The 26261-nt window shown below is 38.6% G+C and carries 25 protein-coding genes and 1 pseudogene; 17 read left to right on the plus strand and 9 right to left on the minus strand.

The window, feature by feature from the left end; all coding sequences use genetic code 11:
* The first annotated feature begins 41 nt into the window (after window positions 1-41).
* The 5 genes from CP363_RS01845 (at window position 42) to CP363_RS01865 (ending at window position 4070) form a co-directional block, all read left to right on the plus strand.
* On the plus strand, window positions 42-1400 hold the full coding sequence (locus CP363_RS01845) for a carbohydrate ABC transporter permease (RefSeq protein WP_089146012.1): 1359 nt from the start codon (window positions 42-44) through the stop codon (window positions 1398-1400).
* A 2-nt stretch (window positions 1401-1402) separates the two neighbouring features.
* Window positions 1403-2260 carry a sugar ABC transporter permease gene (locus CP363_RS01850; RefSeq protein ID WP_005720055.1) on the plus strand — a complete coding sequence of 286 codons (858 nt, stop codon included), beginning with the start codon at window positions 1403-1405 and terminating at the stop codon, window positions 2258-2260.
* Window positions 2261-2368: 108 nt separating this feature from the next.
* Window positions 2369-3190, plus strand: coding sequence for a helix-turn-helix domain-containing protein (locus CP363_RS01855; RefSeq protein WP_098035744.1), 822 nt, complete (start codon window positions 2369-2371; stop codon window positions 3188-3190).
* A gap of 136 nt (window positions 3191-3326) precedes the next feature.
* Complete coding sequence (locus tag CP363_RS11110) at window positions 3327-3455, plus strand: hypothetical protein (protein ID WP_255404461.1); 129 nt, start codon at window positions 3327-3329, stop codon at window positions 3453-3455.
* A gap of 165 nt (window positions 3456-3620) precedes the next feature.
* Window positions 3621-4070: a hypothetical protein gene (locus CP363_RS01865; protein WP_089150205.1), complete on the plus strand. Its 450-nt coding sequence runs from the start codon at window positions 3621-3623 to the stop codon at window positions 4068-4070.
* Between the two features lie 181 nt (window positions 4071-4251).
* Here CP363_RS01865 and CP363_RS01870 read toward each other — a convergent pair whose 3' ends face one another.
* Entirely contained in the window at window positions 4252-4608 is a 357-nt protein-coding gene (locus CP363_RS01870; protein ID WP_098035745.1) for a hypothetical protein, read from the minus strand.
* A 509-nt stretch (window positions 4609-5117) separates the two neighbouring features.
* On the opposite strand from CP363_RS01870, the gene CP363_RS01880 reads away from it, so the two are divergent.
* Window positions 5118-5621: an O-acetyl-ADP-ribose deacetylase gene (locus tag CP363_RS01880; protein ID WP_035443773.1), complete on the plus strand. Its 504-nt coding sequence runs from the start codon at window positions 5118-5120 to the stop codon at window positions 5619-5621.
* A gap of 175 nt (window positions 5622-5796) precedes the next feature.
* On the opposite strand, the gene CP363_RS01885 is transcribed toward CP363_RS01880, so the two are convergent.
* Together CP363_RS01885 and CP363_RS01890 are read right to left on the minus strand one after the other, a co-directional pair.
* Window positions 5797-7125 carry an RNA-guided endonuclease TnpB family protein gene (locus tag CP363_RS01885; protein ID WP_013085970.1) on the minus strand — a complete coding sequence of 443 codons (1329 nt, stop codon included), beginning with the start codon at window positions 7123-7125 and terminating at the stop codon, window positions 5797-5799.
* Window positions 7109-7732 carry an IS607 family transposase gene (locus CP363_RS01890; RefSeq protein ID WP_065991183.1) on the minus strand — a complete coding sequence of 208 codons (624 nt, stop codon included), beginning with the start codon at window positions 7730-7732 and terminating at the stop codon, window positions 7109-7111. The genes CP363_RS01885 and CP363_RS01890 overlap by 17 nt, the downstream gene beginning before the upstream one ends.
* 121 nt (window positions 7733-7853) lie before the next feature.
* Between CP363_RS01890 and CP363_RS01900 the strand changes: the two are divergent.
* The 4 genes and pseudogenes from CP363_RS01900 to CP363_RS01915 form a co-directional block, all read left to right on the plus strand.
* A pseudogene (locus tag CP363_RS01900) lies at window positions 7854-8539 on the plus strand (IS5 family transposase); the annotation flags it as partial.
* Window positions 8540-8817: 278 nt separating this feature from the next.
* Window positions 8818-9735 (plus strand): ABC transporter ATP-binding protein, encoded by a 918-nt coding sequence (locus tag CP363_RS01905; RefSeq protein ID WP_087713299.1) that lies wholly within the window; start codon window positions 8818-8820, stop codon window positions 9733-9735.
* A complete protein-coding gene (locus tag CP363_RS01910; RefSeq protein ID WP_089146671.1) occupies window positions 9722-11338 on the plus strand; it encodes an ABC transporter permease in 1617 nt (538 codons plus the stop codon). Before CP363_RS01905 ends, CP363_RS01910 begins: the two co-directional genes overlap by 14 nt.
* On the plus strand, window positions 11335-11973 hold the full coding sequence (locus tag CP363_RS01915; RefSeq protein WP_089146672.1) for a TetR/AcrR family transcriptional regulator: 639 nt from the start codon (window positions 11335-11337) through the stop codon (window positions 11971-11973). Before CP363_RS01910 ends, CP363_RS01915 begins: the two co-directional genes overlap by 4 nt.
* Before the next feature lie 116 nt (window positions 11974-12089).
* On the opposite strand, the gene CP363_RS01920 is transcribed toward CP363_RS01915, so the two are convergent.
* Window positions 12090-13346 carry an ISL3 family transposase gene (locus CP363_RS01920; protein WP_098035747.1) on the minus strand — a complete coding sequence of 419 codons (1257 nt, stop codon included), beginning with the start codon at window positions 13344-13346 and terminating at the stop codon, window positions 12090-12092.
* A gap of 201 nt (window positions 13347-13547) precedes the next feature.
* Between CP363_RS01920 and CP363_RS01925 the strand changes: the two genes are divergently transcribed.
* Window positions 13548-14069, plus strand: a complete 522-nt coding sequence (locus CP363_RS01925; RefSeq protein WP_369822220.1) for a recombinase family protein — start codon at window positions 13548-13550, stop codon at window positions 14067-14069.
* 27 nt (window positions 14070-14096) lie between these two features.
* Here the strand turns inward: CP363_RS01925 and CP363_RS01930 are convergent, their stop codons facing one another.
* A complete protein-coding gene (locus CP363_RS01930) occupies window positions 14097-15344 on the minus strand; it encodes an MFS transporter (RefSeq protein ID WP_098035749.1) in 1248 nt (415 codons plus the stop codon).
* A 152-nt stretch (window positions 15345-15496) separates the two neighbouring features.
* Here CP363_RS01930 and CP363_RS01935 point away from each other — a divergent pair, with 152 nt between their 5' ends.
* The gene (locus CP363_RS01935) at window positions 15497-16480 is read left to right on the plus strand and encodes a hypothetical protein (protein WP_013086986.1); all 984 of its coding nucleotides are present in this window, start codon (window positions 15497-15499) and stop codon (window positions 16478-16480) included.
* Between the two features lie 71 nt (window positions 16481-16551).
* Here CP363_RS01935 and CP363_RS01940 read toward each other — a convergent pair whose 3' ends face one another.
* A complete protein-coding gene (locus tag CP363_RS01940) occupies window positions 16552-16914 on the minus strand; it encodes a hypothetical protein (RefSeq protein ID WP_005726721.1) in 363 nt (120 codons plus the stop codon).
* Between the two features lie 214 nt (window positions 16915-17128).
* Here CP363_RS01940 and CP363_RS01945 point away from each other — a divergent pair, with 214 nt between their 5' ends.
* The 5 genes from CP363_RS01945 (at window position 17129) to CP363_RS01965 (ending at window position 22979) form a co-directional block, all read left to right on the plus strand.
* A complete protein-coding gene (locus CP363_RS01945; RefSeq protein WP_098035750.1) occupies window positions 17129-19666 on the plus strand; it encodes a M1 family metallopeptidase in 2538 nt (845 codons plus the stop codon).
* Window positions 19667-19779: 113 nt separating this feature from the next.
* Window positions 19780-21273 carry a peptide MFS transporter gene (locus CP363_RS01950; protein WP_098035751.1) on the plus strand — a complete coding sequence of 498 codons (1494 nt, stop codon included), beginning with the start codon at window positions 19780-19782 and terminating at the stop codon, window positions 21271-21273.
* Window positions 21274-21331: 58 nt separating this feature from the next.
* Window positions 21332-21613: a SemiSWEET family transporter gene (locus tag CP363_RS01955; RefSeq protein ID WP_080514219.1), complete on the plus strand. Its 282-nt coding sequence runs from the start codon at window positions 21332-21334 to the stop codon at window positions 21611-21613.
* 140 nt (window positions 21614-21753) lie between these two features.
* The gene (locus CP363_RS01960; RefSeq protein ID WP_013086981.1) at window positions 21754-22203 is read left to right on the plus strand and encodes a LytTR family DNA-binding domain-containing protein; all 450 of its coding nucleotides are present in this window, start codon (window positions 21754-21756) and stop codon (window positions 22201-22203) included.
* 2 nt (window positions 22204-22205) lie between these two features.
* Window positions 22206-22979, plus strand: coding sequence for a membrane protein (locus tag CP363_RS01965; RefSeq protein ID WP_013086980.1), 774 nt, complete (start codon window positions 22206-22208; stop codon window positions 22977-22979).
* A gap of 162 nt (window positions 22980-23141) precedes the next feature.
* Here the strand turns inward: CP363_RS01965 and CP363_RS01970 are convergent, their stop codons facing one another.
* From CP363_RS01970 to CP363_RS01980, 3 genes are all read right to left on the minus strand, one after another.
* Window positions 23142-24473, minus strand: coding sequence for an RNA-guided endonuclease TnpB family protein (locus CP363_RS01970; protein ID WP_098035752.1), 1332 nt, complete (start codon window positions 24471-24473; stop codon window positions 23142-23144).
* Between the two features lie 181 nt (window positions 24474-24654).
* A complete protein-coding gene (locus CP363_RS01975) occupies window positions 24655-24846 on the minus strand; it encodes a hypothetical protein (RefSeq protein ID WP_013086978.1) in 192 nt (63 codons plus the stop codon).
* Window positions 24847-24937: 91 nt separating this feature from the next.
* Window positions 24938-26140 (minus strand): L,D-transpeptidase family protein, encoded by a 1203-nt coding sequence (locus CP363_RS01980; protein WP_089150395.1) that lies wholly within the window; start codon window positions 26138-26140, stop codon window positions 24938-24940.
* Window positions 26141-26261: the final 121 nt, after the last annotated feature.

Consider the following 26261-nt stretch of genomic DNA (forward strand, 5'->3'; position numbering starts at 1 on the left):
TAAAAATTGTCCAGCCTTTTTGCCTAAGAAGGGGAGAAGTTATGTTTCTAAAGAAAAAGCATGTAGCTCCTAAAGCAACATATCGCGAGGTTTGGTCAAAAGGTGACATTGCTACCAAGTTATCATTCTTCTTAATGGGTAGTAACGCCTTGGCAAACAAACAATGGGTAAAAGGTATTTCATTCTTACTTTCAGAAATTATCTTTATTGTTTGGTTTATCCTCAGTGGTATCCCTACTTTAAATTCATTAGCTACATTAGGTACTATTAAAACCAAAAAAGTTGTTTATGATGCCGCACAAGGCGTTTATGTAACCAAGCAACCATCAAACTCAGTTTTGATTTTGTTATTCGGTGTATTGGCCTTGATCTTATGTGTAGCAATCATTTATCTATACATTGTCAACTTACGCTCAACTAGACATAATTATATTTTGAAGCGTGATGGGGACCATATTCCAACTAACGTTGAAGAACTTAAGAGTTTGCTTGATACTCGGTTACACGCAACCTTGATGGTTATTCCATTATTGGGTATCTTGTTCTTTACGATTTTGCCAACGATCTTCATGATTTCAATGGCCTTTACCAACTATGATCGTCAACACCCAATCGCTTTCTCGTGGACAGGTTTCCAAGCATTTGGAAATGTTTTGAGTGGTGACTTAGCTGGTACTTTCTTCCCAGTCTTAGGCTGGACTTTGATTTGGGCTGTAGCTGCTACTGCTACTACCTTCTTCTTCGGAGTACTGCTTGCCTTATTGATTGAATCAAAAGGTATTAAGTACAAGGCATTCTGGAGAACTGTCTTCGTAATTATTTGGGCTGTCCCACAATTCGTATCATTATTGATGATGGCTCAATTCTTGGACTACCAAGGTGCTTTAAACAACATCTTGATGAACTTGCACTGGATTAGTTCGCCAATTCACTTTATTGACAACCAAGCTTCTCCATTAGTTGCAAGAATTACCGTTATTCTTGTTAACATGTGGATCGGTATACCAGTTTCTATGTTGGTTTCAACAGCGATTATTCAAAACTTGCCACAAGATCAAATTGAAGCTGCTAAGATTGATGGTGCTAATGCTGCACAAATTTTCCGTTCAATCACTTTTCCACAAATTTTATTTGTGATGGCACCTTCACTTATCCAACAATTTATTGGTAACATCAACAACTTCAATGTTATCTTCTTGCTGACAGGTGGTGCACCAATGAACAGTAAGTATAATGGTGCCGGATCGACTGACTTGCTAGTAACGTGGTTATATAACTTGACCTTCGGTCAGGAACAGCGTTATAACGCCAGTGCCGTATTGGGTATCTTAATTTTCATTATTAGTGCAACTGTTTCACTGATTGCATATCGTCGTACTAATGCATTTAAGGAGGGCTAGACATGAAGTCATATTCAAATCAAAGACGGCTCTCATTAATCTTTCGGTATATCCTATTAATTGTTTTAGCGATTCTATGGATTTTACCGATTGTCTGGATCGTCTTAGCAAGTTTTTCATTCAATGATACTGGATTCGTTTCGACCTTCTGGCCGGAAAAATTCACATTGCAAAACTATATTGGGATTTTTACTAATCCACAATATCCATTTGGTAACTGGATCATTAATACTTTAGTTATTTCATTGCTTTCAATGGTAATTTCAACTTTCTTAACTATTTCAGTTGCTTACGTTTTATCACGACTTCGCTTTGCATTCAGAAAACCATTCTTACAAATTGCATTGGTTTTAGGGATGTTTCCAGGCTTCATGTCAATGATTGCTTTGTACTATATCTTGAAGGGTCTTAACATGTTAAACCTCTTCGGGTTGTTATTGGTTTACGTTGGTGGTGCCGGCTTAGGCTTCTACGTTGCTAAGGGATTCTTTGATACTATTCCTCGGTCAATCGACGAAGCTGCCGAAATCGACGGTGCTACTAAGTGGCAAGTATTCTTACATATTGGTTTGCCACTTTCAAAGCCAATGATTGTTTATACTGCTTTGACTGCCTTCATCGCTCCATGGACAGACTTCATTTTCTCAGGTATTATTCTTTCAACCTCAGGAAATGCTAAGACTTATACAGTTGCTTATGGTTTGTATAACATGGTGCACACAGCTAAAGGTAACGCGACTGCATACTTCGCTCAATTCGTTGCAGGGTGTGTAATCATCGCTATCCCTATTACTATCTTGTTCGTTTTCATGCAGAAGTTCTACGTTAACGGAATTACTGCAGGTGCAGATAAGGGTTAATCAAAAATTGCTTATGCTAAAAAACGCTTTGCTTTCGGGCAAGGCGTTTTTGCATGGAGAGAAAATTAAAAAGATAGTATAGTTGAAGTTAAATTGGAGGGATGAAAGATGACTATCGGTGAAGCCTTGAAACAAGAAAGAATACACTTAGGACTAACGCAAGATGAAATGATTCAAGGAATAATTCATAAAAGCCATTATTCTAAAATTGAACGAGGAATAGAAGGAATTTCTGCAGAAAGTCTATTTAAGATCTTGTTTGCCCATCATATTGATGTAGATCAGTTTTTGGAACAAATTAAAGATGATTTTTTATCAGAAGAGGACTTAATTGAATTAAAACTTGAAAACAAACTGAAAAGTGCATTTAATGGTTCAAATAAAGAAAAAATCGAAGAATGTTTGCAAGAAGTAATGAAATTATCTGATAGCAGAATATTTAAGTACAGAGTAGTTGTTGCAGTAGCAATTGTACGAAATCAATTGGATAGGTTAGGTGACGAATTCAAAAGTACAATTATTGCTGAATTTAATGCAAAAGATAACTGGGTAGAAAATATTGATATGCTGCGATTATTCGCTAACTGTATTCCTGTTTTTTCTACAGAACAAGCAGATGATTATATTAGTTTTCTTTTGAAACATTACAATGAGAAGGTTTTATATTCAGAGAAATATGAAGATAGGATAGCAAGTATTTGTATCAATTACCTTTATTGCTGGCGTAATTATGGCTTAAAAGGAAATCAGGTTAAAAATTGTTTAGATTACTTACTGAATTTGAACAATACTAATCATTTTCTTTTTTATAAGGCATGTGGGAGTTTCTATAAATGTTTGTATGAAGGAAATATAGCAAAAGCTAAAGAAGTAAAAGCCATGCTTATTTCTCTAGGATATGAAGATAGGGTGACTAATTGGAAAGAGTAGTTTTGTGATACGCAACTTTAGAAGTAATATTAGAGTTTCATGGGATAATCAAGATACGAAAGGAGAAAATAATAATGATTTGGCCAGAGAGTGAAGGTACTTTATCTGTATAAAGATAATGTATGGAGGTATAAAAATGAAATCAATTTCAAGAAAACTAGTTTCATTATCACTAGTAGGATTAGTTGGTACAACTTTACTTACATTTTCAAGCAAAGTTGATGCTATGAATTTACTTAATACAACTCCGTCTAAGGTTTATTAAATGATGGTGCCTACAGTGGCTATTTGTATAGAAACAGTACCTGGATGGATCACAATTTTAAAACAAATAGAAACCGATGGGTTAGCATGTATTCAGGAAATGTAAGACTTATTTCGAGAGGCTTAGTGCCAAATAATTAATGCTGAATTTAAGAGGAAACGTATTATGAAAAAGAAAATGACGTTATCCGTAATTGCAGTAGTTACAGTACTTGTAGCAGTTATTGGTGGAATGTTTTTCTACAATAATCAAACAACGGTACCTAAAAACTGGGTTAATCGAATATTAACAGTAGACAACACAGAAAATCGCTTAAGTAATTGGTTTGATCTGTATTTTACAAAGAATCATGCTATTTTAGTTGCTAAAAATAGTAACAACTCTGAGCAAAAGAAGACTAAACTTAATAAAGAAATTTTACAAGCATATTCTACTAAGAAAAATAATCCACCCCAAACAGGTGTTAAGGCTGATTTGGGCCGAGTTGATACAACTGAATCAAAAAACGGTTACACAATTAGGACGAAAAAAGTTGTCTTTATATTTACAAAGATGAGTGATGGCTCATACCGTAGCCAAGATGGAACAGTATGGCAATTCTCACCCAAAGAATAGTTGATTAATAGAAAATAAGACTGGCTTAGTGCTAGTCTTATTTTTTATTGAATGATTGAAAATACCTGATGTAGTTTTAAAGTAATAAGAATTCAATAATTTATAGCAGTATGACGTAAAGTAATCAAAATACTGTTAATTAATCTTGGAATTGTCAGATATTTCATTTTGTGTCCTATATTTAAACTAATTTCTTTGAGATTTTAGTAGTTAGCAAGCCTAAAATAATATTGCCGATAGCAAAATAATTGCTAATGCGTTCATTTAATGTCAGTCCAGGGTAGGCTAGTTCTATTATTGAAATAAGAGTGATGAAGCCTAGTAGATAATATTGTGTCTTTAGCCTGAAATTGATTTTAGCAATTCTGATAGCAATGATAATGAATAAACAGACTAAAATGATATTTGCAATTAAAAAGAAAGTACTTGTGAAATCATTTGATTTAGTAAAACCGAAGATGAATGTTGGGCCGACTGAAAGCAAATAGATAATAATTAATGCGTTATTGATGATTTTTAGTTCTTTCTTAGAAAACATAGTGACTTATTTCTTAATCCTTTTAGCAATAAAAATTGTTAGTAAGCATATACTCAGATAAGCTATAAAAAAAGTATAAATAATGCTAATCATTAGGAATCTGATCCAAGTAATGATGGTAGTGAGTAGCAAGATTATACTTAGACTGAGTGATAGGTAATCGAATCTGTTAGACAACAATAGAATACCTAGGATTATGACTCCAATTAGATATAAAAATATGATGAGATCATCTAAAATTATTTTGCTAGCTTGAACACTAGGAATGAGAATGCTTAAAGCAAAAGAAAATAAGATGATCGAAATGATGCATAAACTGCGTCGTAGAATTTTCATTTCATTGCTCCTATAACGCTAAACTTAATATTAGGATACTAAAGATAGAAATCAATTCAAGTTCGTAATATAAAAATAACGGGATGCTTTGTATTCTTTTTTGGATCAAACCAATATTATTGGTGTTAGAATGGTGGTAGAAAGAAATATTGGTTATTTCTAAGGACATAATTATGAAAGACATAAAAATTATTAAAGGCGATATTACTAAGATGAAAGCCGACGCGATCGTTAATGCTGCTAATAATTCATTACTTGGTGGTGGCGGCGTTGATGGTGCCATTCATAGAGCAGCGGGTCCACGTTTGCTTGAAGAATGCATGACTTTGCATGGTTGTCCAACAGGTGAAGCAAGGATAACACATGGCTATAATTTACCTGCGAAATATGTAATTCATACAGTAGGCCCAGTTTATGCTGGCAAGACTAGTGATGCACATATGCTAGCTTCTTGCTACTATAATTCACTGGCTTTGGCAAAGAAAGCGGGATTGCATAGCGTAATTTTTTCAGCTATTTCTACGGGTGTGTATGGCTATCCTGCAGAAGATGCAACTAAGATCGCAGTTGACGCGATTGAAAAGTGGCAGAAAGAAAATTCAGGTTATAAGTTGGACATTTCAATGTGCGCTTATGATAATCGGATGTATCGCATTTATGAAAAGATGGTAGCGTAAAAAATTGAAAATAATAAAGAGCTGTAAATATTTTTTGTGTGATATTTACAGCTGCTTTCAACCTTTTTAGCACACTCCCAAACTTTTGCTAGCTTAGAAACTATAAGGACAACTTTACAAAAGCGTCAACCGATAAACTTGGATAAGATTTATATTTCCTTTGCTAAGTAGTGCCCTAAAACTTAGGACTCCATTTAACTGGACGTAACACTACGCCCGCTATCTCGTCATTCACTTGGAAATTCGAGAATACTTTTCTAATTATTTGCAAAGCTCCGTTAATATCCGCATTGATTAAGCGGTCATCATTAGCTTTAAACAAACCACGTTTAATTCGTCTGTTAACAGGGCTTTTACCTTGTCGCTTTCTGCTTTTATTGCCGTTTTCCCAACAAGGCTGTTCATGATCTAAACTACTAGTTTGACTAGTGTAACTTTCGTTAGTTTGAATAACAGTAATTCCTGCTAAATTAGCCTTGTACTTAATCATGTCGATCATCACCTGGTGAGGAATCCCAATAAAGTTTTGATTATTTCTTTTCCCCATATTTGAACTTCTTTTCCATGATTTGTTCTTACCAATGACAATTGTGTTTGCCTCACAGTTTAACGCATAATCCACGATACGTTTAGATGCTTTGTGGGCAAATTGCCTAATTTTGTCATTGCGCCAAGCGGTAATTTTCTTCATGGCTTGGGTATCTTGATAGACAACTTTCTTACCTTGTTTGGTATTAATTATTCGTTCAAGCTGATGGTGTCTAGCTTGAAGCTGTCTTAATTCAGCACGCTTTTTATTATAATACTGGTTAACCGACTTAATTCCACGACCGTTAATGAGTAGTGGACGATTACCAGTGTTAGAAGCGCAAGCAAAAGCATTATCAATTCCAGGATCAATCCCAATATATTTACCGTTATCTGGTAAGTATTTAATTTCTTTATTGGCTTTATATGGAACAATTACTTTATAACCATTAGCGACAGGTTTAAAAGCAACGCGTCCAATTTTTTCAATATTAGGCGCAAGTTTTAGCTTTAAATCCAATTTTGGAACAATCAAATAGCCATCTTTAACTTTAGCGTTCTGATTAGTCACAAAGAAGGTATGGCGTTTGTCCCGTAAATAACGGGGCAATCTTGGTTTTCCGCTAAACTTACTAGGATTAGCTTTGTAGGCTTTCAGCGCTTTAAAGAATGCCTGCCAAACAGTTGTGACCTCTCTTAAAGTCTGTTGTGCCGATTGGACATAGCCTAAGCTATGATAAAGCATTAACTCACGCTTTTGATAACGCTCTTTAAATATTTGATCGAGTTGACTATAGCCTTTAATATATCTTTTCTTAAAGAAACCTTGTCTTAAGTCAAAAAGGGCACGGTTGTACAAATTGTGTGCTACTAAAGAATACTCATCAAGCTTCGGATTAGCTTTAATCAGATATTCACTGGCTAATTGCTCATATTGCAGATCATTTCTAGGAACTTGCTTATTCTTTTTTGCCATCTTTTTCACCGCCTTTCTGATTTAAGGTGCTTTCTATAAGCTTACGTTCCACTCGTCTATGAGAATATTCTCTCATAGAGAAGCAATGCAGTAGGCTGATAATTTCTTCAAACAGCTCTTCTTCATCAGTCTTAGGATTCAGCTCATTTGAGATAGTTTCAATCGCTGTCCCGTAGTTTTTAAACAAGTATTCAAATAGCTCAAACCCTACACGACTCAATCTATCTTGATGAGTAATGATTACTCTTTCAACTTTGCCTGCCAAAACTAAGTCTAATAATTTAAAGAACTGTTTTCGATTTTTAAAAGAGATGCCACTGGCAATATCTGAAAAGGAATTATCGACATGATAGCCTTTATTTTCAGCGAAATCACGTAATTCTTGCATTTGATTAGCTAAATCATGTTTTTGCTTATAAGTAGAAACACGACCATAGAGAATAGTCTGACGAGGAGTATGTTTATTTTTAAACAACCAAACCGAATCATCGTCAAACTCAAATTGACCTGTTGGCTTTTGAACAGCTTTAATAAAACCTTTTTCACGATAACGCTTCAAAGTTGAGCGGCTAATTTGAAGTATTTCCATTACTTGATTAGCTTTCATAGTTTCACCTCCTTAACTAATATTATGTCATATGTATTCAATAAATAGGCGAAAAGAAAATAAAAAGATCATATTATTACATCAAGACTAATAATATGATCTAATTTAGTTAATTATTTCTTACTATATCTTCTGTGCCATGCTCTATGTCCTTAAAAATGGCTGTACTTGGCGTGATTTGCCGGCTGATTATCCAAAGTGGTCCACCGTTTACTACTATTGGATGAGTTGGTCAAAAGCCCCCACCCCTGATAAACCAGCTTTATTAACTCAGGTTTTAAAAAAATTGTCGCTGATCGACGATTAAGGCAAGGGCGGTCAGCCCGAACTTCGTTCGTCATTTTAGATGCCCAAAGCATTAAGAACACCGCTACCGCTGAAAATAAGGGTTACGATGGTGGCAAGAAAATTTCCGGCATTAAGCGCCATTTAGCCGTCGACATCAATGGATTCCCGCAAGCTATCCATATTACCCGGGCTAACATCACTGATCGTGACGGGGCGATTGCACTCGTCACCCTTAATTTAGAGCAGTTTAAATTGGTTCGAACCATGATGGTTGATAGTGGTTATACCGGCCAAAATTTTGCCAATGAGATTAGCAGTTTAACCTCAGCCAAGGTAATCGTCGTTAAAAGAAATGAGTTACACCAATTTTCGGTTATCCCCCAACGGTGGCTCATTGAACGTTCATTTAGTTGGTTGGGAAATTATCATCGTTTATGGCGTAACTGTGAGCGTAAGCTCAACACTAGTCTCATGATGGTTTCGTTAGCTTTTATCAGGTTACTTCTCAAAAGATACTAAACAGTTTCTAAGATTTTTTGATGGTATCTTTAGATTGGGCCATGAAGTCCGTCCTAACTTATTGGTTTTGTCACTTATAAGTTTAAGGCTTCATGGCCTTTTTGGTCTAGTTATTTAGGTGTTGCACTTACATTGTAAATCCGGCGTCACAAAAAAAATTGACTGACGAGTCAATAATTCGTTGACTCGTCAGTCAATCGCGACTATACTGAAAAGGTCGATCAGATACCGACATATTAAAACGTGTTTCAAGTTTGACCTTAAGGAGGATGACAAAAATGACAACAGCTATTATCGAACTTGACCATCTTCAAAAAAACTTTGGCAAGTTTGCCGCATTAAAAGATGTCAGTTTCACGTTGGCACCCGGTCAGGTTCTGGGTTTTCTAGGACCTAGTGGGGCCGGCAAATCCACGACCATTCGAGTTATTTTAGGCTTATTAAAAAAGAGTGGCGGCTCAGTGACCGTCTTCGGCAAAGATGCCTGGCGGGATGATGCGGCGATTCATCAACGCATCGCCTATATTCCTGGGGACGTTTATTTATGGCCAAATCTTTCTGGCGGCGAAATTATCGACCTATTGCTACGTTTAAATGGCCGCCAGCATAATCAAAAGACCGATGAACTAATCAAGGCCTTTGAATTTGATCCGAAGAAAAAAGCTCGTACCTATTCAAAAGGCAATCGTCAAAAAGTAGCGTTAATTGCTGCGTTGTCGCAAGATGCCGATTTGTATATTTTTGATGAACCCACTTCTGGGCTTGATCCATTAAATGAACAGATTTTCCAGCAAGAAGTTTTAAAACTGAAAAGAGCCGGTAAAAGTGTGCTGCTATCAAGCCACATTTTGTCCGAAGTCGAGCGAATGTGTGATTCAATTGTTATCATCCGTGATGGTAGTGTGATTGAGAGCAGCAATCTTGATCAATTACGGCATCTATCGCGGATCAAAATTGAAGTCACCACCGCTACCCCAATGACTGCTTTGGCAAAGCAAGCTGGCGTTCACGACCTCACTTATCGCGATTCCGAGCACACCAAGGCGGTTTTCACCGCTGATCGAGACGCGCTTGGCACCATCATGACCACACTGGCCGCCAACACCGTGGTCGACATGCAATCAACGCCGCCAACGCTGGAAGAATTATTCCTGCGTTATTATGGAAAGCAAGGTGAGACTCATGCGGCACAGTAATCGGAACGCAGGTTATCTGCTTCGGGCAAACCTCAAACAAAATCTAAAATTTTCACTCATCTGGCTTGTCATTTTGATCATGATGATTGCCAGTGGTGCTGGCAAATTGGAAGCAGACTTTGCAGGCGGGGCCTCGGGCTCTAAAGAGATTGTCAAAATGCTGCAAGCGCCGGGCATGGCGGCAATGTTTGGCGCGATGCCAAAGGTGGACACGTATAACACAGCGATTGTGTTTGCTGGTGTGATGGTCGTCTTCATGATTATTTTGCAGGCCTTATGGGTTATGCCGCTGATGATTCGCAACACCAGCGGTCAAGAAGAAAGTGGCTTGCTCGAAATGGTTCGCGCTCGCAATGTTGGGCGAACGGCTGCCATCACCGCCGCTTCGCTTGAGCTTCTCATCGACAGTGCCATAATGGGTATCCTCTATTTTGTCTCGTTGGCCGCTGTCAACATGGGTGGTACTGACTTGTACGGTGACTTCCTGTTTTCACTGGGGATGGTGATCGCCAACTTGCTATTCGGAGCCATTGCGTTGCTATTCGCGCAACTAACCAATAACACACGTACAGCCAATATGTTGAGCTACATGGTGCTGACTGCCGCTTATTTGGTTCGGCTGGTCACCGATATCCAGCATCAAAATCTGACGTGGTTATCACCAATTGGTTGGTTCGAAAAAGCAAACTTCTATACTGATAACAACGTCTGGGCTTTAGGTTTGGCCTTACTGGTCAGCATTCTGCTTGCGGCCAGCGCCACCATGATTGCCCGCAACCGCGATCTGGGCGCCGGGATTATTGCTGAACGCACCGGCCGAGCCAAAGCTGCCGGCTGGCTTCGCTCGATCCCTGCCTTACTGTGGCGAACTGAGCGCAGATTATTTGCTGGGTGGTTAATCGGCGCCGTGGTGTTTGGCGGCGTCATGGGTAGTGTGCTCGGCAGCGTTGGCGACATTCTTAAAACGAATCCGCTTTATCGTAAAATACTAGATGTTGGCCAAATCAACGCTGCCAATCAGACCATGGTCCTGTCATTCTTAGGCATGTATCTCGGCATTTTCGTCGCATTAGCCGTGACTGCTGGCGTCCAAGTGGCATTCCGACTCAAACGCGATGACAACCTTGGTTACTTGAGCGTCATTCATGCCGAAAAGCCAACGCGAACCACGATCAGTGTCAGCTACTATTGCTTTGGTCTGCTGGCAGGCGTGTTCGTCCTTTCTGCTGGGCTGCTGGCCTTGTTCTTCACTGGGAACACTGTTCTCAGTCACCCGTTGCCGCTCAAGTACCTCGGTCGCCTATTCGTGGCTAGCGTTCCGGCTGTGATATCGTTTATCGCCCTTGGCATCGCACTAGTCGGTCTGTGGCCACGCTTAAGCAGTCTATTCTGGCTGTATATGGGAGCCGGTCTGATCGTTCAAATTTTCCGGGGATTGTTTGATTTGCCAAAACACGCAGGCAACTTCACACCTTTTGGCTGGATTGCCAATGTACCGGTTGAAAACGTTGATCAAACATGGCTAATCGTGATGGTTGTTAGCGCTATAGTATTATTTATTCTTGGCATTGCTGGTTATCGCCGTCAGGATTTGAACCTATGAAAAATGTTGTGACAGATCCTGAAAAGGTCACCCGAATCCTCAAAACAGCGACGGAAATTTTCGGCCAGCAAGGCTTCATCAAGAGCAAAACCGATCAGATTGCCAACCAAGCACAAGTATCTAAGGGCTTGCTCTTCCATTATTTTGGCAATAAACAAGCGCTGTATCTTGACGCTTTCAAATATGCCTATCATCGAATTTATGATCACATGGACCCCAAAAAGTGGCAGAATGCCCCTGGCTTGGCTGCCATGATGACCACTGCAGTTAAGTATGAGTTGAAACTACAATTCAAATTCCCAGCTGAATACCGCTTGATGATGCAAGCCTATGCTGATTTACCGCATTTTCCCGAACCGTTGCGACAACAAGTGCAGCAAGAAACAACTGCCATATCCGCTGAAATCGATCGCATTTTTCGCGAGAAAATTGAACAGCTGCCTCGTCGTGAGGGCCTGTCAGTCGATGACGTTTTCGGTGTAGTTTCTGCCTTAATCGCCCAACAAACGGCGGTCACCACCAGACTCATTGCCAGTGGCCATTATCGCAAGTTTGAAGATCTGCAGTCCGTGTTTGAGACGATGGCACGCCAGTTATTGATTGTCGAACACGGCTTTTTACCAGATGAAAGTTGACGTCAGCTGATAGATCAAAAAAGGTCATTAGGGTATACCCTATTGGCCTTTTTTATTGGCTCTCTGTCAAATCGTGTTGATAGAAGTCAACTATAATTTAATAATTGGATTAAGCATCAAGCTGCTATGTACCAGCTTGATGCTTTTTCTTTGATAATGGCACCTTTTTCTTCTAACTGAATTCTAGTTATCAAATGAGTAAAATTAGCGTAGCCATAAGCAGTACGCTCAATTTGTTTAATCTTGCGGTTTGTACCTTCAAGACAGCCGTTAGATTCATCAAACTTAGCAGCGTTGAGAATATCATGAAGATTTCGTTTGAAAGTATTCAACGTGGTATGCATCATGTTGCCAACGTGATCTTTGCTTTTGATTAAATCCTTGAGCTTATCGGTATCTCTGTCTCTTAAAGCTTTACTGATATCTTGCATAAGATTGTAGGTGTTCTCAAGCTCGGGACTTAGTCTGAGTCCATCAGCTACAACTTGTTCCTGAGTCAGAGTATCCTTTAGCCTTGGTTGATGGTACGGCTTTACTTTTTCAAGATCCTCAAATGGTTTGAGATACAGTTTCCAATAATATTTAAGCAGGTTATATTCTTTGGTGCCTTTCTTGTGCTTCTTCATTTCTTGAATACGGCAAGAATTAAAAGAACGATTGAGCATTTGAACGATATGGAAACGGTCAAGAATTACTTGAGCATTAGGAAAAAGCTCCTTAGCCATGATGTCATAGTAGTAATTAAGATCCATAGTTACAGTTTTGACCTTGTTTCTTACCGTAAGAGGAAAACGTTTGAAGTAGTTGATGATATCTTTCTTAAGTCTGGTAGGCAGCACTTTAACTATTTTATGAGTATGACCATCAATAGCGATAAAGTGCAGCTGTCTGCCAACGCCTCTGAATTCATCAAAGGCTAAGTATTCTGGCAGCCAATCGGTATCTTCAACGGTAGAGTAACCGTATCGCTCCAATACGCGCTGTACAGTGTTGGTTGAGGTCGAAGTTTGTCTGGCAATGCTTTTCATGGACCAATCTTCAGTTAGAGAACCAATAATTTTACGTTTAGTGGCGTTAGAGATACAGCAGTATTTTTCTACTAATTCCGTTTCAGCCATTGAATTCATATGACAATCGCGACAAATAACTCGCTGCTTGGCTACTCTGATAAAGACAGGCAAGCTAGCATCTAAAGCAGGATAGCGCACATTAGAATATAAATGACCATTGTGGACGATATTAGTTGAGCCACAATTAAGACATTGATCTAGATGAGCTACTGCATGGTAAAACTTTGCATCGCGATTACGAAATTCTAACAGTGGGTCTTTAATATTCAGAGAAAATTTAATACAATCATTGTATGAGGACATAAGCAAAACACCTTAATTTCTAAAGAGTGGTATCAAAGGATTTTATGTAGTGAGGCTTATGCCTCTTTTTTAATACAAAAAATCCTATTGATAGAATATCATAGAAATCTATCAACAGGATTTATCATAGAACCTTTTTATTTCTGTGCTATACTAGGAATTACAAGTATTCATTAGAACTGTCCAAAAGGAGAATTGGAAATGGCTAAAATCGGTTATGCGCGTGTGAGTTCCAAGGAGCAACATTTAGATCGACAGTTAGCGGCTTTAAAAGACGTTGATAAATTATTTACGGATAAATTAAGTGGGGCTAACACTAATCGGCCAGAACTGCAAAAAATGCTGGCCTATATCCGTGAAGGCGATATTGTCCTGGTTACTGAATTAGACCGCTTGGGCCGAAACAACCAGGACTTAACTAAGATTATGAACACCATTCAGAACAAAGGTGCCACCCTAGATGTGTTGAATTTGCCGTCCATGACGGGGATTGCGGATCCTAACTTGCGTCAACTGATGACTAACTTAATCATTGAACTGTATAAGTATCAGGCCGAAAGTGAACGGAAGCGGATTATTGAGCGTCAACAACAGGGGATTTTCCTGGCCAAACAGCAGGGGAAATATCATGGGCGCAAACCCCAATATACCGAAGATGATCCCCGCTTACTACATGCTTTTAAGCTTTATCAGACGGGCATGAGTCTTTTATTACATTTTTAAATTCCATACTTTAGGAATATGCTTAACCTATCTATTCCGATAAGAAATTCCCCAAGCAAAAATCAAAACAAGCACAAAGTTGATCAGTAACGTAAATCCAGTTACCCAGAATACCGTTGCATAATTTGAAAAACCGGAAATAGTCGATCCCATTAACGATCCTAACACGGCACCAACTGCTTGAAATGACTGGTTATAACTAAAGATTCGACCGAAACTTTCGCTTGGTGTGTTTAAAGTTAATACCGTCTGTGCGGCTGGCAACATCCCTGCACTAGCAATCCCTAATAAGAAGCGCAGTCCTGCTAGTACCCAAGGCGAATTAGTCAAAGCCATTGGTACAAACAATACGGCACCGACGACTAAGCCGATTCGCAATACGCGTAACGGTCCAACTTCATCCATCTTGTGTCCAATTCGCGATGCCGCAATTAGCGTTCCAAGACCAGGCGTTGCCGCAACAACACCTGCAACAAAGGCAACATCCCCGCCATGAGGCATCATTGATTTTACGTATAATGAAACAATTGGATCAATTGACATGGTTGATGATTGTACCAACATGGTAGTAATAAACATCACCACAATCAATTTTACGCTAGGCAAGCTTTTCATGATTTCGCCCATTGGCTTCATCTTTTCACGAGAAATTGGAGTAAAGTCTTCGTGAACTGAGAACGTTGTACCTAAAAAGACGATGAACATTAAAACACCGGTAATGAAGAATGGAATCCGATACCCCCAGGCGCCACCAAACATATTGCCAAAGAAGCTGGAGAGAGCACCACCTAATAGCGGTCCAACCAAATTTCCGGCAGTCCCGGCCGTCATCATTTGACTCATGACCCAGCCGCTACGTTCATGCGGCGTTTCACTTGCCATTAAAGCGGTGGCGTTGTTAATATAACCAGAAAAAGAACCTTGAATAAAACGCATTACAATAATATAAATTGCATTGGGTGCAAATCCAGTTAGGGTAATAGTTAAAGCCATCACACCAGAAGCACGCATACACATTAGTTTTCTACCTTTGCGATCAGCGAGGCCGCCCCAATATGGTGAAACTATTGCCTGGGCAATAAAAGTCATTGCAAAAGCTAATCCTGAATAAAGATTGATTTGCAGTTTAGAATAATTACCCAAATCTGAAATAAATAGTGAAATAAAGGGCATTGTCATTGAATAGCCCATCCCAGTGATAAAGCAACCGAGCCATAAGGTATAAAAGGCCATATGCCAACCAGCTGGCAGTTTTGCTGATTTAGTTTTAGTCAAAAAGTCATCTCTTTCTAAAAAAAAGCACAATTATTAATATTCATTTTAGCACATGCAAAACAAAGCTAAATTTTCTCTGAAATTTCATTCTTAATTCAAGCAAAAAAGTGATAATGTGCTACTATAGTGCTTTGAGAAGGGGGCTGCAGTTTATGGCACATATGTCGCGGCGTGAATATCGCATGAAAAAAGAGCACGGTCAAGCCGGCGCAGATCGTTCACGGACCAATTATACTAAGACAAGAGCAACAACACGTGAAGAATTTCGCAGCAGAAAAATTAGTAATCCTCAGCCGATTATTAATCAAAATGTCGCAAATGCATCAAGGGAAAATTACCATCATGTTAAGTTGAACTTTTGGAATATTTTTTCTGACCGACCATATATTTCGGTTGCGATTATTGTTTTAGCCTTATTTTTCGCCATGATTAAATTCTGGTGGGGATTGGTTATCTTAGCCTTGATCGTCATTGCAGGGATTTTTATCATTGGTCACAGTCACCATCCTGATCGAGTTTTAAGTCTGGAATTTCATCTGAAAGCTTCAAGAAAATTAAGCATGTTAAGAGCACTAGAATTAGGTGGCTCAGTTACCATGTTTTTAGCTACTTATATGAAGCAAGTTGTGTCGGTCGATTTTTCATCGGCTGGATCAACTGATAGTTTCCAACTTGTTCAAGGTATTCTGTCCAATAATGGTGGTGTTTATGGACAACGTGGATCTTATTTCTTGAGTTTGCTTAATACCTTATCTGGTGGATCGCTTTGGAGCTCATATCGTTATGCCACTAATAGTGCGCAGATGATGAATTCAAGTTCTGGGCGCTGGATTATTATGTGGATCTTGCTATTGATGATTGCTCCAGCATTCTGCGTATTAGCACAGTTCTTTAAAGAACCATATTCGCGTAATGTAGCGTTAGTGACTTCAATTATTAGTACAGTTAGTTTTGTCTTGACGCCAGTATTAATGCGTAAATGGGTTGTGGGCTATGCAATGGAAAATCAAGTAGCCCGTGAGGCTGCTAACAATGCTGTCCACATTGGAACAATGGCCTATGTAGGGATGGCGTGCTCGATCTTAGTTTTAGTCATTGCACTTTATCGTTTTATCAAGCAAGATAATTTTGAGTAAAACAAAAACCAGTTTAGTCAATTGGACTAAGCTGGTTTTCTTTAGCTTTTGGGAATTAAAGGAATTTAATTTTAGTACCAGTTGTGAGCTAACCAAAATCTCTTGGCGTTAACCCATGAACCGTAACGACCGTAAACGTAATTATCAGCAACACGTTCTTGGTTCTTAGGTGAAAGGTTACCATGTAAGTAGCCAATGTTTAATTGGTATTTGCCGTAACAAACACCGTTTCTAGCAGTGTAGCTACCACCTGATTCGCGCATTGCGATCCATCTCTTAGCAGCTTTTTCAGCTTTTGAAAGCTTTCTTGCAGCTTGAACAGTTTGAGTAGTTGAAGTATTGGTAGAAAAAGCATTTGCAACTGCAACACAAGCAAAGGCAAGTGCTAAGGCAGCTAAGATTTTTACTAAAGTAGATTTAACATGTTTATTCATTGATGTATTCATTCCTTATTAAATTTAATTAATTCTTTCAAAACTTATTTATTTCTTAATGACTATACTTCTATAGTACAAGCTCAATATGACAGCAATGTTACAGAACTGAAACGTCATCCTTACAATCAATAAGAAATAGCCTTTTTTGAGCGCTTTTTTCTTTATTTTGGTAAAATTAAAAGTAAATGATCTATTAATTAGGAGGAAAAATATGGCAGTTAAACGTTTTTATGAAACTTTCCACCCAGAACATTATGATTTACGTATTAACGTAAACCGTAAGCAAAAGGAAATTAATGGTACTTCAACTGTTACTGGTGAAGTAATCGAAAATCCTGTTTTCATTAATCAAAAGAACATGACCATTGATAGCGTTAAGGTTGATGGCAAGGATGTTCCTTTTGATGTATTGGAAAAAGACGAAGCCATTAAAATTGAAACTGGCAAAAACGGTAAGGCGATTATCGAAGTAGAATACAGTGCACCACTTACTGATACTATGATGGGTATTTATCCTTCATACTACGAGTTAGAAGGTAAGAAGAAGCAAATTATTGGTACCCAATTTGAAACTACTTTTGCTCGTCAAGCTTTTCCATGTGTTGATGAACCAGAAGCTAAGGCTACTTTTAGTCTTGCGCTTAAGTGGGATGAAGAAGATGGCGAAGTTGCTCTTGCCAATATGCCTGAGGTTGAAGTGGACAAGGACGGCTACCACCACTTTGAAGAAACTGTTCGCATGTCTAGTTACTTGGTTGCCTTTGCCTTTGGTGATTTGCAATCAAAGACTACTCACACTAAGGATGGCGTCTTAATTGGTGTTTATGCAACTAAGGCCCACAAGCCTAAGGAATTAGACTTTGCTTTGGGTGTTGCTAAGAACGCAATTGAATTTTACGAAGAATTTTACCAAACTAAGTATCCACTTCCACAATCATTGCAATTGGCTTTGCCAGATTTCAGTGCTGGTGCCATGGAAAACTGGGGGTTAGTAACTTACCGTGAAGCATATTTACTGCTTGATCCAGACAATACTAGCCTTGAAATGAAGAAATTGGTTGCTACAGTTATTACTCACGAATTGGCTCACCAATGGTTCGGTGATTTAGTAACCATGAAATGGTGGGATAATTTATGGCTTAACGAAAGTTTTGCTAACATGATGGAATACTTGTCAGTTGATGGTCTAGAACCTGATTGGCATATTTGGGAAATGTTCCAAACCAGTGAAGCACCTGCAGCTTTGACTAGAGATGCTACTGACGGTGTTCAACCAATTCAAATGGAAATCAATGATCCAGCAGATATTGACTCTGCCTTTGACAGTGCCATTGTTTATGCTAAGGGTTCTAGAATGCTAGTTATGGTTCGTTCACTTCTTGGTGACGATGCCTTAAGAAAAGGCTTGAAGTATTACTTCGACCACCACAAGTTCGGTAATGCCACTGGTGACGATCTTTGGGATGCTCTTTCAACCGCAACTGACCTTGATATTGGCAAGATTATGCACTCATGGTTAAAGCAACCAGGTTATCCAGTAGTTAGTGCATATGTTGATAGTAGCGATGGTCACTTAAAGCTTTCACAACAACAATTCTTCATTGGTGAAGGTAAAGACGTTGGTAGACAATGGCAAATTCCGTTGAATGCTAACTTCAAGGCACCTAAGATTATGTCTGACAAGGAAATCGACTTAGGTTACTACAAGAATTTACGTAGTGAAGCAGGTCACCCACTTAGAATTAATGTAGGTAACAACTCACACTTTATCGTTAAGTATGACAAGACTTTGCTTGATGATATTTTGGCTCATGTTGATGAACTTGATCCAATTGCCAAATTGCAATTATTGCAAGACTTACGTCTTTTAGCAGAAGGTAAACAAATTTCTTATGCTGCTGTTGTGCCACTTTTGACTAAATTTGCTGACTCGAAGTCAAGTGTAGTTATTAATGCTCTTTACGCTACTGCTGCTAAGTTGCGCCAATTTGTTGAACCTGAATCAGCTCAAGAAAAGGACTTAAAGAAGCTTTATGACAAGTTATCCGCTAGTCAAGTTGCTCGTTTGGGCTGGAAAGTTAAGCCAGGTGAAAGCGATGAAGATGCACAAATTCGTCCATATGAATTAAGTGCCAGTCTTTACGCTGAAAATAAAGACTCAATTAAAACAGCTCATGAGATTTTCACTGCTAATGAAGACAATTTAGAAGCAATGAATGCTGATGTTCGTCCGTATGTTTTAATCAATGAAGTAAAGAACTTTGGTAGCCACAATCTAATCGAAAACCTAATCAAGGAATATCAAAGAACCGCTGATCCTTCATACAAAGTTGATCTTCGTAGCGCAATTACTAGTACGATTGATCCGGCCGAAGTTGCGTTAATTGTTGATAATTTTGAAAATGCTGACGTAATTAAACCACAAGACTTGCGTGGCTGGTATGCTGGTTTGCTCAGCAACCATCATGGTCAACAAGCAGCCTGGGACTGGATTAGAGAAGATTGGGATTGGCTTGATAAGACTGTCGGTGGTGACATGGAATTTACAACATTCATCACAGTAACTACTCGCGTCTTCCATACTCCAACTAGACTTAAAGAATTTAAAGAATTCTTTGAACCAAAGGTAAATATTCCACTTCTTAGTCGTGAAATTAAGATGGATATTAAAGTTATTGAAGGTAAAGTTGACTTGATCGAAGCTGAAAAAGTGGCTGTTAACAACGCAGTTGCTAAGGCAATCAATTAATTTGAAACAATAATTACCTAATAAATAAGGATTCACTGTAAAAAGTGGATCCTTATTTTTCGTGGTATAATTATTTCTATTGTGCTTATCTATGATAAGAAGGGAGTTTTTATTTGGGGAAACAAGATTCAAATACAGCATTTTTCGGACAACCAAAGGGTTTGTCCACGTTATTCTTTACTGAAATGTGGGAGCGCTTCAGTTACTACGGAATGCGCGCCATCCTGCTTTTCTACATGTATTATGCAGTCACCAAAGGTGGTCTGGGAATGGACCAAACAACGGCTGCATCAATCATGTCAATCTATGGTTCACTTGTTTATTTATCAACCCTAGTTGGCGGCTGGCTGTCTGATCGTGTTTGGGGTTCAAGAAAAACCGTCTTTTATGGCGGCGTTTTGATCATGTTAGGTCACATTGTCTTGGCACTTCCAGCTGGTGTAACGGCGTTATATGCTTCAATTGCCTTAATTGTGGTTGGTACTGGTTTATTAAAGCCAAATGTATCTGACATGGTTGGTGGTCTTTATTCAGTTGAAGATCGCAGAAGAGATGCGGGTTTTAGCATCTTTGTCTTTGGGATTAACTTAGGATCATTTCTTGCACCTTGGTTAGTTCCATGGGCAGCACAAGGTTTTGGCTTTCATATTTTTGGTAATGAAATGAACTTCCATGCCGGCTTTTCTTTAGCTGCAATCGGGATGTTCTTTGGCTTAGTGCAATATGTTTGGGGTGGTAAAAAATACCTTTCTCCTGAAAGTTTGACGCCTAATGATCCTATTGATAAGGGTGACTTGCTTAATATTATTAAGTGGGTAGTTATTGGGTTCGTGGTGATTGCCCTTGTATTAGCTGCAATGGCCGGCTTTGGTCAATTGAACGTTGACAATGTCATTACTTTATTGACTATTTTAGCAATTGCCTTGCCAATTTATTACTTCGTGATGATGTTACGTAGTTCAAAAGCAACTAAGGTTGAACGGTCACGAGTTAAGGCTTACATTCCATTGTTTTTTGCGGCAGCTATCTTTTGGGGCATTGAAGAATCAGGTTCAGTAGTTTTAGCTCTATTTGCTGCTCAAAGAACCGTGCTTCATATTGGAAATTGGCATTTTGCGGCAGCCAACTTCCAGTCTCTTAACCCATTATTCATTATGATTTTAACGCCAATCTTCGTTTGGCTTTGGGAACATTGGAAAAAGCAGCCAACAGCTCCAGGCAAATTTGCAGCAGGGCTAGTTTTTGCTGGTCTATCTTATATGTGGATGGCTTTGCCAGGGATGCTTTATGGTACAGCAGGCAAGGTTAGTCCATTTTGGCTAGTTGGTTCTTGGTTCTTAGTTGAAATTGCGGAAATGTTGATTTCACCGATTGGACTATCAATCACCACTAAGTTAGCGCCAGAAGCTTATCGTTCACAAATGATGAGTCTATGGTTCATGGCTGATGCGACAGGTCAGGCGGTTAATGCGCAGATTGTTAAATTTTATTCAACTGGCACGGAAGTCCAATATTTCATGGCTGTTGGTTTGGTCAGCGTAGCCTTTGCGGTAATAATGTTCTTTTTAGTTAAGAGAATTAATGTGCTAATGGAAGGTGTCCACTAAAATTAGATTTTTTGCAATGATCTCTGGTTTTTCATACAATAAACGATAAGGGAGAGATTTGTTGAAAAAATTTAAAGGATTAGATCGAAAAACTGTATTAACTATAGGACGTATTGGATCCGTGTTATCTGTACTGATGTACGTTTCTTATATTCCACAAATTATTAATAACTTGAACGGAAATTATGGGAATCCTGTTCAGCCATTAGTGGCAGCGATTAACTGTACGATTTGGGTACTCTATGCAGTTCTGGGTGAAAAGAAAGATTGGCCACTATTTACGGCTAATTTCCCAGGAATTATTTTCGGATTGATAACGTTTTTTACTAGTTTACATTGATAATAAGCAATAAGACGGCAGATGTCGTCTTATTTTTTTACCACTTAGAAGGTAAAATTTACCGCTTAGTTCAAAACTATGGAAAAGTTAGCTAAAATATTTTTTAATATGATTATCAGATTTGGAAGGGAGTGAGGAACATGAAAGTAAAACTTGAGATTGATCCAGATGCCTCAGAAGATGAATTGATTATTAAGGCTAAAAATATTTCTCCAGAAATGGAACAGCTTTATCGCAAATTGCAAAATATAGAGCATGAAGATCAAATCGAGTGCTTCAAGGATAATGTTTCTTACTACTTACCACTGAACAAAATTTTATTTTTTGAAACAGATGCTAAGCAAGTAATTCTACATACACAAGACAGGGCATGCTTGGATAAACATAAATTGTATGAGCTAGAAAATATTTTAGGCGCAGGTTTTATGCGGATTTCCAAGTCGACAATTATTAATTTAGATCAAATTTATGGTCTAACTAGATCGATTTCGGATTGTAAAATCCAATTTCATGATACCTATAAAACCGTATATGCATCCCGTCGATATTATAAAGAATTGCGTATGCGCTTAGATGAAAGAAGGTCTTAATTATGAAAAATAATTTTAGCAGAATTTTATGGGGTGTGGGATTGCTAGCTGCAGCTGTACTCCTAGTTGTGAGTCAATTGGGACTATTAAGTTTTAAAATAGGCTTTTGGATGATTATTTTGACCGTCATTTTTGTGGCTTGCTTAATCAAAGGCTTGCTTGATCGCAGTATCTATGTTTCAGTTTTCTCAATTGCCTTTTTGGTAATTACTTATGCCGGACCGCTAGGAATTAAAAAGCTTTTATCAGCTTGGATGATCCTATTTATCGCTTTACTGGTTTCAATTGGCTTGAGTTTACTCTTTAAAAGAAGCGTTAAACCAACGATAACCATCCAAAAATCATTTGATTGGAGTAGCGGCGATGGGGATGCAGAAGCAAACGCCCAACCAAAACATCGCGTCAGCCATCAAGATATCATTGAAGATGGCGACAACATCGTTATTAATCAAAAAATAGCTGGCGATTCTTCGCGTTACATTCACTCCCAACATTTGCAATCAATTACGCTAGATGCGTCATTTGGTAATGCTAATATTTATCTCGATGATGCGAAGGCGGCAGGAGATACAGTAATTTTGAATTTAACAGCTTCAATGGGCAATGTTAATCTCTATATTCCACTATCATGGGAGCTAGAGAATCAATTGAGCGTTAGCTTAGGCAATGTTATTGTAAAAGGCAAGAGCAATGGAGGCGGCCCAACCTTGGTTTTAAAGGGTAGAGCTAACATGGGTAACGTGGTAATCAATTATATGTCAACTACCCCAGAATAAATTCTGGGGCGTGGTGGCTCGTTAGCTTGCGCCAACCAGAACACCAACTTGCTTAGATACGGATTTGACTTACCAGCAGTAATCTTTTGACTATTGCCGATAGAGGTCGTCTAATTACCAAAGCCTTTTAAGTCCGCGAGTTGCTAGCGGACTGCAGCCTTTCTAGGCTGCTTCTTTTATTTTAGGATTCTGCCACTTGCCTAATCCTTTTTCTAAGATGTTCACGGCCGCATTCCAATCACGAATATGATGCATCTGACAGATTGGGCAAGTCCATTCCCGATCCTTAAGGGTTAATTTCTTATAACCGTTTTGGCCCATAATACTGCCACATTGATGGCATCTTTGGGTGGTGTACTTAGGATCAATTGTTTTGAACTCTTTGCCATATAAGTTTGCCTTATATGCCAGCATATTCAGGAAGCTGCGCCAACCGACATCAGAAATGGCTTGAGACAAGGCATGATTCTTTAACAGGTTTCTGCTTCTTAGTTCCTCGGCAACTACTAAATCGTGGTTTTTGATTAGTGCAGTTGAGAGAACTTGCAAGAAGTCATTACGCTGTCTTCTGATCTTATCGTGCAGTTTAGCTACAACTAAACGCTGCTTTTGATAGTTTTTTGCTAGCCGCAAATTGCGTCCTTCTTTTTTAGCCCGGCGCTGCCTGCGAGATAATACTCGTTGAGCACGAGCCAGCTTCTTTTTGGCTTTGCGGTAAAAGCGTGGATTAGCGACCATTGATCCGTTCGATTCCGTCAGGAAATTATCTAAATTAAGGTCAATGCCAATTTGATTCTGCGTCTTGGCTAGTTCTTTAACAAAAGCAATATCACTGCCTAACTGCATTGACAAATAGAATTGATCATCAGCGGTCTTTTTTATCGTGACTGTGCCGATTCGAGTTGGAATATGGTTAAGCAAGCGCTCTTTAATCAGTTTTCTAAAACCAACAATGCGGACAATTCCCAGCTTAGGCAGTTTAACGTGCTGAGCATCAATAAACCTAGCCGTCCCATTATCAAGAAAAGCTTCTTTTTGCTTAGGATATTGACAGTTGGTCTGATATGACCAGTCGCTGCGTTTTTTATGGAAAGTTGGGATTCCATGACCAATCTTACGATAGTTGTTCCAAGCCTTCTGATAATTTTGAATGGCATTGGCAAGAGCGAGACTATCAATTTCTTTAACACGCAAAAAGCTATAAGTATCGCGGATATTCTTTGGCTTAGCCAATAGTTCGCTATTAGTGACTACTTCTTCTGCCAACCTAGTCTCATAATTATTAAGAATAGAAAAGGCAAAAGGCATTGCTCGATATTGTCTAACAGCTAAGTAGTGCTTAGCATGGTAGCTAGTCCGATTGCGTCCTACATAAGAGTTGTAGACAAAGCGTTGCGCATCATAGTTTAGCTTGATGATCTTCTTTTGCTTAGAACTAGGATAAAAGCGAAGCTTGATGCCAAAATGATAGGCTAAACTGCTCATTCTTTTCATGTGTTTCACCTCCTTCTGTATATTAGATATTTATATTTTACAGGAAAGCCGAACATATGTCTCTATTTTTAAAATAAAAAAAGCTGACTGCTAGGTCAGCTTGGCCCTATCCATCCCCGCATTAAAATACGGGGATTTCCGGGCATTTTCATTAAAAAAGGCGTGAAAATTCACGTCTTTTTTAGCGCAATGCAATCCAATAACCGATTAATAAAATTCCGAAAACGAGGAAAATGATGGCTAAAGTGCGTTGCCATTTTGCCTCGTTTTTGTTTTCTGCTTGCTTTTGGTTGGCTTGTCCGTTTTTTTCGCTAAGATACTTGAAGTAAGAAATCACTGCCACAAATAGGCAGATAATACCAATAATTAACATGTCTAATCCTCTCAAAAATCTATATCTTTTCTATTAATTTTACGCAAAAAAATCGCCTGCTTCAATTGAAGTAGACGATTAATCTTTATTTTTAATATACGATAACAGCGTCGTTGGTCAAAACATTGTTCCAAACGCTTCTAATCTCAGCTGGACGAATGTTAACACAGCCATGCGAACCGCCAGTAAGATAGGCTGACTTACTCCAGTCGTTACGCCAGCTAGCATCGTGTAAACCGCAGCCACTCAAGGTAAATGGCATCCAGTATTGTACTTTGGAGGCATACTTAGAACCGTCGTCGTTATAGCCACGAAGTACGCTTGGTGATTCCTTATACATGATGTACCAAACACCCTTAGGCGTAGCATTGCCCTTGTCTTCGGTTCCCGTTACTACATCATTCAAATGAACGGCAACTTTACCTTTGCGGACAACCCACAATTCTTGGTTTTTAATTGAAACAACGACATAGTTTTGACCGATACCATGATTGCTTTTGCCATAGCCGTGGGCATAAGTGCTGTAGCCTTCACCGTAAATGTACTTGCTACCATCAACAGTAGTTTGACCATTAATCAAGGCTTTTTCTACTGCTGCTACAGCTTTCTTGACATAAATTCCCCAGCCATAGCTTTCGTTCTTAACGGTAATTGTTTTGCCGTTGACCTTGTTGCCGACGGGAACAGTGAACTTGTAACTCTTCTTCAGAGTTTTAACTTCCTGATCGATTTTTTCCAATTTGGCATGTAACTTCTTAACGTCAGTGAACTTGTACTTGCCATCTTTGTAAGTAACTTCGTGGATTAATTCATCAGCTCTTAGTTGATATTCCTTGCCGTTAATTTTATAAGTTACGACAGCCTTTTGAATCTTTTGCAAATTCTTTTTGGCTTCATCCATTTTGGCGGATTTGAAGACGTATTTTTGCTTACTTGGCAAATCAGTATGTTGTTTAGTAAAAATATTTTTAACTTCAGCTTGACTGATAGTTTGAACATTATCGTCTTTTTCAGCAATAATCTTTTTATTTCTTAAAAAGACGACATTATCAGCTTGTTTATTGATCTTAGCAGTCGCCTTGTTAACAGTAAGCTTGCCTACTTGCACACCATAAATTGTTACATTAGGGTTGAAGTGGGTAGAAGCATATTCACGCTGGCTACGTTCAGCAGCCACTCTTTGATTATGAATGATAAAGCCACAAATAATTGCAATTACGACAATTATGCCAATAATAATAAGATAGAGATTGTTGCGATTATTTCGTTTTCTCATTTCTGTTCTAGATTGCATTATTAAAACCCATCTCTTAGTAAATTTCGAATAAACGTTTGTTTTGACACAGTATAACAAGTATTTTTATGCTAGTAAAGCTACAAAATATTTTACATTATAGTAAAACTTTACCCATTAG

The sequence above is a fragment of the Lactobacillus sp. UMNPBX12 genome (genome assembly GCF_002553955.1).
GTDB lineage: Bacteria > Bacillota > Bacilli > Lactobacillales > Lactobacillaceae > Lactobacillus > Lactobacillus crispatus.